Source organism: Curtobacterium sp. SL109 (assembly GCF_026672405.1).
Lineage (GTDB): Bacteria > Actinomycetota > Actinomycetes > Actinomycetales > Microbacteriaceae > Curtobacterium.
Genome location: NZ_JAPPRB010000001.1, coordinates 235,324 through 247,575, shown reverse-complemented (window position 1 = coordinate 247,575; position 12,252 = coordinate 235,324). Strand labels below are relative to the sequence as shown.

At 68.7% G+C, this 12,252-nt stretch carries 10 protein-coding genes; 4 read left to right on the top strand and 6 right to left on the bottom strand.

The window, feature by feature from the left end; all coding sequences use genetic code 11:
• Positions 1-126: 126 nt before the first annotated feature.
• Positions 127-789, bottom strand: a complete 663-nt coding sequence (locus OVA28_RS01275; protein WP_194662812.1) for a response regulator transcription factor — start codon at positions 787-789, stop codon at positions 127-129.
• Positions 786-1,964, bottom strand: coding sequence for a sensor histidine kinase (locus OVA28_RS01270; RefSeq protein ID WP_194662814.1), 1,179 nt, complete (start codon positions 1,962-1,964; stop codon positions 786-788). The genes OVA28_RS01275 and OVA28_RS01270 overlap by 4 nt, the downstream gene beginning before the upstream one ends.
• A 146-nt stretch (positions 1,965-2,110) precedes the next feature.
• On the opposite strand from OVA28_RS01270, the gene OVA28_RS01265 reads away from it, so the two are divergent.
• Entirely contained in the window at positions 2,111-2,668 is a 558-nt protein-coding gene (locus OVA28_RS01265; protein ID WP_194662816.1) for a hypothetical protein, read from the top strand.
• Positions 2,669-2,684: 16 nt separating this feature from the next.
• A complete protein-coding gene (locus tag OVA28_RS01260) occupies positions 2,685-3,209 on the top strand; it encodes a hypothetical protein (protein WP_194662818.1) in 525 nt (174 codons plus the stop codon).
• Positions 3,210-3,298: 89 nt separating this feature from the next.
• On the opposite strand, the gene OVA28_RS01255 is transcribed toward OVA28_RS01260, so the two are convergent.
• From OVA28_RS01255 to OVA28_RS01245, 3 genes are all read right to left on the bottom strand, one after another.
• Entirely contained in the window at positions 3,299-3,493 is a 195-nt protein-coding gene (locus tag OVA28_RS01255) for a ferredoxin (RefSeq protein WP_194662820.1), read from the bottom strand.
• The gene (locus OVA28_RS01250) at positions 3,490-4,767 is read right to left on the bottom strand and encodes a cytochrome P450 (RefSeq protein ID WP_268095462.1); all 1,278 of its coding nucleotides are present in this window, start codon (positions 4,765-4,767) and stop codon (positions 3,490-3,492) included. Before OVA28_RS01250 ends, OVA28_RS01255 begins: the two co-directional genes overlap by 4 nt.
• A 61-nt stretch (positions 4,768-4,828) precedes the next feature.
• Complete coding sequence (locus OVA28_RS01245; RefSeq protein ID WP_194662824.1) at positions 4,829-6,082, bottom strand: NAD(P)/FAD-dependent oxidoreductase; 1,254 nt, start codon at positions 6,080-6,082, stop codon at positions 4,829-4,831.
• Positions 6,083-6,189: 107 nt separating this feature from the next.
• Between OVA28_RS01245 and OVA28_RS01240 the strand changes: the two genes are divergently transcribed.
• A complete protein-coding gene (locus tag OVA28_RS01240) occupies positions 6,190-6,741 on the top strand; it encodes a cysteine hydrolase (RefSeq protein WP_268095460.1) in 552 nt (183 codons plus the stop codon).
• A gap of 247 nt (positions 6,742-6,988) precedes the next feature.
• Here the strand turns inward: OVA28_RS01240 and OVA28_RS01235 are convergent, their stop codons facing one another.
• Positions 6,989-10,804: a glycoside hydrolase family 3 C-terminal domain-containing protein gene (locus OVA28_RS01235; RefSeq protein ID WP_268095459.1), complete on the bottom strand. Its 3,816-nt coding sequence runs from the start codon at positions 10,802-10,804 to the stop codon at positions 6,989-6,991.
• Between the two features lie 260 nt (positions 10,805-11,064).
• Between OVA28_RS01235 and OVA28_RS01230 the strand changes: the two genes are divergently transcribed.
• Positions 11,065-12,219: an ROK family protein gene (locus OVA28_RS01230; RefSeq protein WP_268095458.1), complete on the top strand. Its 1,155-nt coding sequence runs from the start codon at positions 11,065-11,067 to the stop codon at positions 12,217-12,219.
• The last annotated feature ends 33 nt before the right edge of the window (positions 12,220-12,252 follow it).

Here is a 12,252-nt window from a genome sequence, read left to right as displayed (position 1 = left end):
GCAGAGGACACTGCTGCGTCCGCGGGTGCGAGCGGGATGTTCCTCGGCGGCGTGGCTGCGGTGATCGGGCTCGCGATGGCACTGCGACGGTTCCCGGATGCGCCGGCGCCTCGGCCGGTGCCGACCTCAGTCGACCAGGCCGGCCTGGAACGCGAACGCCACGAGCTGGGCCCGGTCGCGGGCATCGACCTTCGCCATGGCCCGGTTCACGTGGGTCTTGACCGTAAGCGGTGAGAGGAATAGCTCGGCGCTGATGGCGTCGATGCCCTGACCTCGGCTGACCATCACCACGACGTCGCGCTCGCGAGCGGTGAGGGCCTCGAAGCGCCGGGTCATCTCCGGGTCGACGGAGGACGCCGGCGTGCGGGCGACTTGTCCGATGAGCGCCGCTGCGGCCGCCGCGGACAGCGCCCCTCCGCCCGCTGCCACCTCCTCGATCGCCGCGACGAGTTCTGCGGGTCCCGCGGCCTTGCTGAGGAACCCGTTCGCCCCGGCACGCAGCGCCGCGAAGACGAGTTCGTCCTGGTCGAAGGTCGTCAGCATGACGATGCGCACCCGCTGAGCGGTGCGTTCCGCGCGGATCCGTCGGGTCGCCTCCACCCCGTCGATGCCCGGCATCCTGATGTCCATAATGATGACGTCCGCCGGGACCGACAACGCCGTCTGCACCGCGGCGAGCCCGTCCCCGGCCTCGCCGACGACCTCGATGCCGTCCTGGCGGTCGAGGATCGCACGGAGCCCCAGTCGGATCATGTCCTGGTCGTCGACCAGGATCACTCGTGTGGTCATCGTGCTCCGTTCGCGGTGGGCAGGTGGACGCGGACGACGAACAGCACGCCGTCCGCCGCGGCCTGGACGGTCCCTCCGGCGGCGGCGACGCGTTCGCGCATGCCGACCAGACCGAGCCCACCGGTCCTGCCCGTGCCGAGGTCGTCCGCCGGGGCCCGCCGGCGGGGGTTGCGGACCTCGAGCACCAGGTCGTCACCGGCGCGGGCGAGGGTGACGGTCGTCCGGCCCTCGCCGTGCCGGTGGGCGTTGGTGAGCGACTCCTGCAACACGCGGTAGACCGTCACACCGATCGGCACGGAGACCGGGCCGATTTCGTCCAGTCGGGCATCAACGTCGAGGCCGATCCGTTCGTACGACGCGATGAGTCCGCGGAGCTGCTCGATGCCGGGGGCCGGAGCCGTCGGGTCGTCGAGGTCGGCGCCGCTGCTCGACGCCGAGCGGAGCACCGTCAGGACGTGCTGCGTCTCCGTCAGGACGTTCCGCACGCCGTCCCGGGCGGCGTCCAGCGCACGCCGGGCCTCGTCGGCCCCGGCGGGCAGGGTGACCTCGGCGACCCCGAGCTGCATGCTGACCACCGCGATCTCGTGCCCGATGACGTCGTGCAGGTCCCGCGCGATCCGGACGCGTTCCTCGGCCACGCGGCGTTCGGCCTCGAGTTCGCGGGTCGCGATCGCGTCGGCTGCGCGTTGCTCCAATGAAGCGCGGTACTGGTGCTGCACGCGGAGCCCCGAGCCGATCGCGACGCCGGCAACGACGGAGATGAGGGCGCCGAGCGCGGTGGGTACTGCTCCGCCGGCCCCGGGTGCGAGAAGTGTTCCGATTACGACCCCGGGTGCGACGATGCCCGCTCCGCGGACCGGATGGCCCTCGCGTGACGAGACCGCGAACAGCAGCAGGACGGCGCAGCTCCACGCCACGATCGGTTGCCAGCCGGACAGCCCGCCGAGGACGGGTGCGACCGCTGCCAGCGCGAGTGCCGCCCACGGGGTCCAGGGCGCCATGACGGCGGCGAGTACGGTGGCCGCGACCGCGACTGCCGGTCCGGGGCCTGCGCCCGACGTCACCACCCGGCCCGTCTCGATCGCGCACGCGAGCAGGACGACGGCAGCCGTGCCGCGGAACACCCAGCGGTCGTCCGGACGCCACGAATCCCAGATCGCCCGCAGTCGCCGCATGCACTCATCCTGTCGTGCGCGTCAGCGGCCCGGCTACTGCGAACGCAGTAGTCGGGGGTACCACCGATCGCGGATCTGCCCGCGGCCCGTCCCCGGGACGATCGACACCAGGCCGGAACGATCCGGCACCGACCGGAGGAACCGCCATGACACTGGCCACGACGAACACCGCCCCCACGTCCTACGACTACTGCACGGTCGAGGTCCCACGGGGCAAGAACGCCCTGTACGCGGACACCTACCGCAACTTCGGCTGGACGCCCGACGGCTCGGACCGGACGGGCGGACCGACCCGCCGGCGCATCCTCGGCCTCCGCCGCGACCGTGCCGTCCGCTCCGTCGAACTGAACGAACTCCAGCAGAACGCCGTGATCGCCCTGGCCACGATCGACACCCTCGAACGCTCCCGCACGACCGCGGCGTCGGTGGTCGCGTATGCCCTCGGTGCGATCGGCAGCGTCCTGCTGGCCGCTTCGGTGTTCGCCATGCAGGACACCGTGGCCGTCCCCGACCTACTCGGCGGGCTCGACCCGGTCACGGTCTTCCTCGTCGGAGCCGGCGGCCTAGTCAACTGGGCGATCGCTCCGGTAGCCTTCCAGCTCGTCCGCGCGGCGCGCACCAAGCGGATCCGTCCGGCCGTCGACCGCCAGTTCGACGTCGTCTACGGCGCGTGCGAGGCAGCCAGTCGCCGCCGGACCGCCTGAGCGCGGCCCGAGCCCGATGACGAACACCATCGACCGAGCCGGCGCTGTCCTGAACGCGCCGGTCCCCCGCCACCTCGAGACCCGGGTGCTGTACGCACCGACCGCGTTCGTGCCGCTCCACCGGCACACCCTGGAGCAGTTCGGCTGGACGGTGACCGTGCAGGGCGGACGGCTCGGCACGACGTCCCTGCTGCTCCAGCGTCTGCGCACCCGGCCAGACCCGGCACGACCGATCCTCGAGCGTCGTGCCGAGCGCGCGCTGGCCCGGATCGCCGCCCTCGAGCAGCAGCCCGCACGGCTCGCCGGTGTCGTCGCCATCGCCGGTTCCGCGGTAGCCGTGCTGGCGGTCGCGCTCGGCGGTCTGCTCGCCCTCAGCGGAGATCCGACGCTCGTGCCGGTCCTCGTCGGTGCCGGCGTGTGGATCGCCGCCGTGGCCGCTGCGCCCGGCATCCGGTCGTGGCGCACCGAGCGGAACCAGGCCGCACTCAGCCGGGAGTACGCCGCGATCGACGCGTGCACGCACCCGGCCGCCGGGTCGTGACGGCGGCGGAGCCCCGCTCACAGCGCACACACGACGGCCCGGTGGGATCCCCCACCGGGCCGTCGTCGTGCGTGCCGGGAGCCGCCGGGTCATGCCACCAGATGGATCGCCAGGGCCGGGCAGACCGCCGCGGCATGGCGCACCGCTTCGACCTGGTCGTCGGCGACCTCGTCGGTCAGCAGGACGGCGATGCCGTCCTCGTCCCGTTGGTCGAACACGTCCATCGCGGCCATGACGCACTGGCCGCTGGCGACGCACTTGTCCTGTTCGAGGATGACCTTCATGACTCGTTCCCTCCGGTGGTCAAGCTCGCGCTCGTGGTGGTGTGGCGGTCGACGGGGCACCACGTGACAGGGAGCTCGTACACCCCGTAGACGGCGCCGTCGTGCTTGAACGGGACCTCGTCGAGCGGGATCGCGCGAGCGAGGGTGGGGATCCGACGGAACAGCGTCGGGTACACGACCTGCAGTTCGACCCGGGCGAGCGGCTGGCCCAGGCACTGGTGCACGCCGAACCCGAACGCCACGTGGTTCCGCGGGTTGCGGGTCAGGTCGAGCCGGTCCGGCTCCGGGTAGACGTCCGGGTCCCGGTTCGCCAGGTCCGTCGCGACGATCACCCCGTCACCGGCGCGGACCCTGGTGCCGGCGACGTCGAGGTCCTCGGTCGCCACACGCTTACGTCCGTCGTGCGTGATGGTGAGGTAGCGCAGGAGTTCCTCCACCGCCGAGGCGACCAGCGCCGGTTCGGGGTCGTCGAGCAGGCGGTCGCGCTCGACCGGGTGCTCGAGCAGGGCGAGCGTGCCGAGGGCGATCATGTTCGCGGTCGTCTCGTGCCCGGCGATGAGCAGCAGGATCCCCATCTGCACGGCCTCGCCCTCGGTCATGTCGCCGGCGGTGACCCGGGCGGCGATGTCCGTGAGCAGGTCGTCGCCGGGTTCCGCCGTCTTGCGGTGGAGCAGCGACGTCAGGTACGCACCGAGCTCGCGGAACGCCTGCTGCCGTTCGTCGTCGGTCGTGGTGCGGCGGATGATGGTCTTCGAGTGCGCCTGGAACCGGTCGTGGTCCTCGTACGGCACGCCGAGCAGGGCGCAGATCACCAGGGACGGCAGCGGGAGCGCGAACGCCTCGACCAGGTCGACCGGGTTCGGACCGGCGAGCAGCTGGTCGATCAGGTCGTCCGTGATCCGCTGCACCACGGGGCGGAGCGCCTCGATGCGTTTGATCGCGAACGGCGCGGTCACCATCCGCCGCAGCCGGGCGTGGTCCGGGTCGTCCATCAGGATGAAGGACAGCCCGCCGCCACCTCCCGAGGCGCTGGCGGAGGGGTACCCCGGGTTGGCCGCGTCTGCGCTGACGGACAGGCTCGACAGCACCTGCTTGCCCTCGTCGTAGCGGGTGACGAGCCACGGCTCGCGGCCGTCGGCCAGCGTCACGCGGTGGATGGGGCCGTCCTCCTGCAGCACGCGGGCCGCCGGCGGCGGGTCGAAGGGACACCCGGCGGTCCGCCGGTCCATCGGGAACGTGTCCGGTCGGTCGGCGGTGATCGGTGGGTCGGTCATGGTCTGCTCCTCTGTGTTTGTGTGACGGCCCCGGTCAGGCGACCGGAGCGGACGGCACCGGTCAGCCGACCGGTGCCGGGCTCTCGGCGGCAAACACCGTAGACGCGGCAGGTGCCGCTACCGGCGCGTACCGGGGACGCAGGCGCATGCTGGCGATCCGCGCCTGCTTCGGCATGCCCCACCCGAGCACCCCGACCGCCTCGCCGGCGCGTTCGGCCACGGCGACGAACCGGCCGTCCTCGGGGTGCCCGTCGACGACGGTGACCCGGTCGGTCGGGGTCATCTGCCCGAAGACCTGCACGCGGGTGCCGTGCTGGTCCGTCCAAAAGTACGGCACCGGCGTGTACGGCACGCGGCGCCCGAGGACGTTTCCGGCGACGACCTGCGCCATCTCGGTCGCGTTCGTGCGGTTCTCGAGCCGCATCGGGCACCCCGCGCCGGCGTGGTGGAAGCGGGCGACGTCGCCCACGGCCCAGACGCCGGGTGCAGCGGCTCCGAACGCGTCGCAGTCGACGCCGTCCGTGACCTCCAGGCCGGACACCTCGAGCCACCCGGTCGTCGGGCGGGACCCCACGGCGACGAGGACGGCGTCGGCCGGACGGCTCGGGCCGTCGACGAACTCCACCGTGTCCGCGCGACCGTTCCGGCCGCGCACCCGCGTGGCGCGGACCCCGCCGAGCAACCGGATGCCGGCCGCCTCGTGCTGTGCCGCGAGGAACTGCGAGCCAAACCCGCCGAGCTGCCCGGACATCGGCGCACGGATACTGCCCGCGAGCGTGACGTCCACGCCGAGGGACGCGGCGGTCTGTGCCACTTCGCTGCCGAGCACGCCGTTCCCGAGGACCAGCAGCGGCCCCTGCAGCGTCTGCAGTCCCGCTCGGAGCCGGTCCGCGTCGGCCCGGGTGCGGAGGACGTGCACGCCGTCGAGCCCAGCCCCCGGGATCGCACGCGGGGTGACACCGGTGGCGATGACGACGTGGTCGGCGGCCCGGGTGGTGCCGCTCGTCGTGGTCACGGTCCGGGTCGCGACGTCGAGGGCGACCGCACGGTCCCCGAGCACGAACTCGGCGTCGAGGCCCGCGAGCTGCTCGGTCGAGCGGAGCACCAGGGCGTCGGCGCCCATCTGCCCGGCCAGGTACTGCTTCGACAGCGGTGGCCGGTCGTACGGGTCCTCGGTTTCGCCGTCGAGCAGTGTCAGCCGGCCGACATGCCCGTGGCGGCGGAGCGCCTCGGCCGTCGCGACGCCGGCAGCCGAGGCGCCGACGACGAGGACGGATGCGTGGGTATCGGTCCGAGGGACTCCGGTACTGGCCATGCTCCGAGCCTCGCCGGGCTCAGCAGTGCCGGACTACTCCGGGCGGACCGACCGAGATACCGCAGACGCAGTATGCGCCGCGCCCGGCGATCGAGCACACTGGACCGGTGATCCGCACCCGCACCGAACACACCGCCCTGCTCGTCGTCGACCTGCAGGCCGGGACCGCGCCGTACCAACGCACCCACCCCGTCGAGACCGTCGTGGCCAACGTCGAGACCCTAGCCCGCGCCACCCGTGGCGGCGGCGGCAAGGTTGTGTTCATCCGCCACGACCCCGCCACGACCCCGGCAGGCGCGACCCAGTACGGCGGCGGCCCCCGCCCGGCCCCGGTCGCCTACGGCTCCCTGCTGCTCGAACGGGCCGACGACGACGGCAACCTCACCCGCGGCGGGTGGAGCGCCTTCGCCGGCACCGGCCTCGACGAGCGGCTCCGCGCCGACGGCGTCACCGAGGTGGTCGTGGTCGGCCAGGCGACGACCTTCGGCGTCGAGTCAACGGCTCGGGCCGCGTACGACCTGGGCTACGCCGTCGTCCTCGTCGAGGACGCCACCAACGACCCGAACCCCGACGCCCACGCCGCCCGGTTCCGGTCGGTGTTCCCCGCCCTCGGCATCGTCGTGCACACAGCCGACCTCACAGGGCCGAGCGCAGCCTGAGCGAGCGGGTGGAAGGAGCGGCGCTAACTCGACCTCTGCGCGTTAGACAAGTTTGTATAGAGGTCTCGCAAAGGTCTAATGCGCACCGGTCAACGGACGCTTCGCTCCAAGGCTTCGATTCACTGATTAGGACCTCCCGAGACGCGAGATATCTACGGCAGTGCTGCTGCTCATATGTCGGAGCGCACAAGAAGAGGGGCGGTCACTAGGACCGCCCCTCTCCCCCCCCTTCCCTTGGTGTGTGATGCTACTTGACTGTTACGGTCACCCCCTTTGACGAGCCGGTGTTGCCGAGCTTGTCGATCGCAGACAGGTGAACTGCCAGCGTCCCGGCGCGCACGCCTGGAACTGCGACCGACCACTTGCCGGACTTCACGGACGTGGCCACCGCTGTGGCGTTCGCCAGTGCCGAAGTTGAACTCTTCGCCTTCACGAACTTGCTGCCCGTGAAGTAGTAGTAGCTCGAGCCGCGTTTCTCCGTGACCTTCACCGTCACCCCGGCGACGCCGGAGCCGGTGTCCTTTACGGTGCCGCTCACGTGCGCCCATGATGATGCACGTTCCGGATGTGCGGGACGCGTCGCGGAAGCGACGGGTGCCGTCTTGTCGACGGTCACGGCGAGGGCTGCCGAGGCTTTATTGCCACCTGGGACGGACGCGCTTGTCGCGACAGCGACAACTGAGATGGAGTGCTTCCCTGCTGCGAGCGTGAGCGGCGTCGACAGCACGGACGACGCGACGGTCTTGACGACCTTTCCGCCGTCTCGAACCTGGTAGGCCTTCACCGATGTTGCCGGTGTCGACGCTGACCAGGACAGGGTGACCTTGGACTTCACGAAGGTCGTCGTCGATCCGACTCGCACGCAGGGGGTCGCCTTGACATGACCCGGCGCCGTCAGCGCCACACCCTTCACCGTGAGGACCGTGGCCGTCGTTGGGACGGAACCGAGGTCGTTGGTGAAGACGGCGCGGTACTGCGAACTGTTGTCGGAGAGCTTCGACTTGAACGTGTAGGTCGCGGAGGTGGCACCGACGACGTCGTTCCATGTCGTGCCCTTGTCCGTGCTGACCTGCCACTGAACAGTCGGTGCCGGCGACCCGGTGGCGGCTGCGGAGAGCGTCACCGTTGCGCCTTCGTTCACCGTCTTCTTCGCGACTGGGTTCGTCGTGACAGACGGAGCGACGACGGTTGCGGGGACTTCGCGGGTGACCGAGGCGACCAGGTTCTCGGACGACGCGCCGAGGCTGATAGTCCGCTTACCCGAACCGATGACCCACTTTTGTCCAACGGTGTCCCAGGCGGAAACCTGCTGCAGGTCCACATGCAGCGTCTTCGTCGCTGACTTGCCAGCGGCGAGCTCGACGCGATCGAACTGCACCAGCTTCTGCGTGGACTGTTGGAAGCCAGCGGTCACGATGCCGTTCGCGTCGAACGTCGGCGTTGCCAGGTCGGGAGAAGCGCCGAGGTACACCTGGGGTGCGTCCGCGCCGTCCTTCTCGCCGGTGTTTGTGACGGAGAAGGTGACGTCGAGTCCGCCGTCCTTCGCGTTCTTGACGCTCAGATCGGAGTACTTGAACGACGTGTATGAGAGTCCGTACCCGAAGGGGAACCGCGGCTTGTAGCCATTCGGGTTGGCCTCAGGGTCGGTGTACCAGCGGTAACCAACGTTGACGCCGTCGGTCCACTTGATCGACGGTCTGGTCTCCGATCCGGTCTGCGTACCCGTGGTGCGCTCGAGGTTGCCGGAGAACGGGGTGGAGTCGTCGTCCTTCGGGAACGTCATCGGAAGCTTGCCTGACGGGTTCACCACGCCGTACAGCAAGTTGGAGGTTGCTTGCCCTCCCTTTTCACCCGGGTACCACATCTCGAGCACCGCATCGACGTTGTCTACCCAGGGCATCGCGACGGCGGTGCCGGAGTTCAGCACGACGACGGCTTTGTTGCCGGCGGCGTGTGCCGCGGCGCTGACGGCGTTGATGAGGTTCACCTGGGTCGCGTTGAGGTTGCGCAGTGACGCGGTGGTGGACGAGTTCGGGCCGGCACCCTCAGTGGTTCCCGGGGTGGAGTCGTCGACGAAGATCACCGTTTCGTCACTCGTCTTCGCAGCCTGGACGGCCTTGGCAGTGTTCTGCGCCAGCGGCGCCCACGCAAACCGGATGGTTGGAGTGGTCGCCGTGGTCGCGGTGGGCTTGTAGGTGAAGCTGACCTTGTGCAGTCCGACCGACAGGTCGAGGCTTACGCCGAGGTTTTGCTTGCCTAGGTACTGCCCGTTAGAGGCGCGCTGACCGTCGGGGAAGGCGTTCTGCAGGATGTTGCCGCCGGGGTTCACGATCGTCTGGGCTGCGCCATCGACGCTCAGGCTGAGTGGCTCGGGCGGGCCGTTGCGTCCGGGTTCCTGTTTTACGCCACCGTTGTATGCCGATGCGTTACCCGTGTCGACTCCGTAGGGACGCTGCAGCAGCAGCCGGTACGTGTCGGCAGTGGTCACGTTGAGGTAGCCGCTCCAGGTGTACTGGCCACCCTTGGCGAGGGTGGTCTGCTTGCCGTCGATGGTGGTGTCGACCGTGGTGGAGCCATCGGTGTTCGTGCGGGTCAGACCCGGCACGGCTGAGCCATCGTTGGTCGTCTGCAGGTTCGCGGTGGGGACGGTGTCACCGATCCAGTCGACGCCGGGTGCGGACGTGACGTTCTCGGAGCCGACCTGCGCCTTGATGGCCTTCAGTGGCGTGTAGTTCACCTGGTCGCCGAAGCCGCGGGAGCGTTCACCGCCGGGGCTTGCCGGGAGCAGGGTCGAGGCGGGGCCGACGACTGCGACGGACTTGCTCGTCGACAGCGGAAGCGCGTCGTCCTCGTTCTTCAGAAGTACGCCGCTCTCCTCAGCGAGTGCGAGCGCCACCTTGTCACCGCTGGCCTTGTCTACGGTGGTGCCGTTGTACGTCGAGGAGACGTCACCGTGCTGCTCGACGTCCGATTCCACCGAATCGGGGATCTTGCTGTTGTCGAGCAGGCCGAACCGTTCGTATTCGTAGAGCATGCGGGCGACCGCGTTGGCAGTGGCGCTTGCGTATGCCGGATCGAACGACGATGAGGTCAAGTCGATGAGCGGGACGAGCTTCGGCGCGGAGAGGTTGGTCGTTGCGAACTCGTTGTCCATGCCGGCGAGGATGTCCGACGTCGCCTTGCTGGCGTTGTAGTCGGAGGTGATGAAGCCCTTGAGGTTGAACTGATTCTTGACGATGTTGTTCAAGAGGTTCGAGTTCGAGCAGGCGTACTGCGGAGCGTTCTGCTCGCCGACGATCTGGAAGATCGCATAGGAGCACATCAACGAGCTGACGCCGCCTTCTTCGATCGCGGACTGCGCCGGTGCGAGGTAGACCTCGTGCGCGGCCTGCGAGCTGATGAGCGACGGCGTCGCCTGGTTCTGTCCGTTGTAGAAGGAGACGTGCTTCACCTGGGACAGCAGCCCGGTGCTCTGGATGCCGTTGATCTCGGCCGCAGAGAACTGGGACGATACGTAGGCGTCCTCGCCGTTGGTCGTCAGGTTCCTGGACCATGACGGGTATCGGGCCATGTCGACCTGAGGACCATAGACGAGATCAACGCCAAGCGCTTTGCCCTGTTTGCCTACTTCTTCACCGAGCAGGTTGTAAGCGTCACGGTCGAACGATGATGCCAGGCCGAGTCGCGTCGGGAAGGCCGTACCGTCTGCGAAGACGTTGATGCCGAGTGCGTCAGCATGCCGGACGGCGGGGACCCCGAGACGGGGAACACCGGCGAGGTATCCGGCTTCTCCGTGGTTGTCCGGGTCAGTGCCTTGGGCGATGACGGCAACCTCTTCCGCTGGCGTCATCTGGGACAGGAGATAGGAGACGGTCTTGGTGTAGGGGGCGTCCTGAGCCGTTGCCGGCGAGACACCGAAGCTGCTCGCGGGTAGGTCGGCTGGCGTGGCGGCGATCGCGGACGGGCCGGTCGTCGTGCCCAGCACGATGGCGAGGCCGACACCTCCCGCGCATGCGGCCAAAGCGGTCCTCGATACCCGCTTGCCACCTCGACCCTGGTTCATTGAGTGATACACGGTTGTCCTCTCTGACAACACTTCAGGATGAGATCGTGTCGACCTTGCGTCAGCTTCGATGCGAGGTCGTCACTGCCCACCGCCGGCGCGATTCGTCTTCGAAGGCGACTCATAGGCGGTGGAGCTAGCTCAACGTAACCGCACTCTTTCTGCTCGTCAACGCGAAAAACAGCGCCGACTCAAGCAATGTTTTTGACTGCGACCACTTAAAAACAGTCAGTCCGATGCGGCATCGCTAGGATCATCGTGTGGCTGCCGTCAAAACCGTGTCCCCGCGCGACCGCGCGCTGGAGGATGTCTACGACCGAATCCGCCTAGCTCCCGAAGGAGTGTCCCGGTCGGAGCTCGCAGCCGCTTCGTCCATGTCGCGGAGCGGCGTCGCTTACCTCGTCCAGCGGTTGCTGCGTGAAGGTCGGGTCATCGAGAAGCAGTCCGATGGCCAGGGCAGAGGTTCCGGCAGCGGCCGCCCTGCGGTGCGGCTCTTCCCCGCGCCAGCAGCTGGATGGATCGCCGGCATCGATTTCGGGCACAAACACATCTACGTGGCGCTGGCGGATGCTCTCGGGAACGAGATCGCCAGCGAGAACACCCTGCAGAACGTCGACCTGAACGCGCAAGGTGCGATGGACACCGCCTGCTCGATCCTGATGACGCTGTGCCAGAAGAACGGCGTCGAAACGCTCGACGCCATCGTCGCGGGCGTGCCCGGACCCATCGACTCGCAACGAGGGGTGGTCCGATCACCGACAATCTTGTCCGGCTGGGTCGGACTGGACCCAGCCGCCGAGCTCGAGCAGCGACTCGGTCAATCCGTCATCGTCGAGAACGACGCCGTCCTCGGCGCCATCGGCGAGTACCGAGTCGGTGCTGCCTCCGGGCACGACGACGTCCTCTACGTCAAGCTCTCCGACGGTATCGGCGCGGCGATGATTCTCGACGGCCGGGTCTACAAAGGCTCGGCCGGACTCGCCGGCGAGATCGGGCACAACCGACTCGAGAACAACAACGAACTTTGCCGCTGCGGTAGCCGCGGCTGCCTCGAAGCCGTCATCTCCGTCGACAGCGTTCTCGCGCAACTCGCCCACAGCCACGAAGGCGTCGAGATCCCCGACATCGACGACCTACCGTTCGACGACGAGGTCACCGAACGCATCTTCAGCGACGCAGGCCGAACAGTCGGACAAGCCCTCTCCACATTGTGCAACCTGATCAACCCAAGCCTGCTCGTCGTCGGCGGGAAACTCGGAACTGCAAACCAGGCGCTCCTCACTGGCATCAAACTCGGACTCGACCAGTTCGCGCAACCCGCCACCGCGCAGGGACTCAGCATCGTTGCAGCTCAACACGGGTGCCGTGCTGAGCTCGCCGGAGCACTGCAGTTGGCAGCCAGGCCCACCTTCTGAGTTCGATCCGAAACGTATGTGACTCAAGTCACG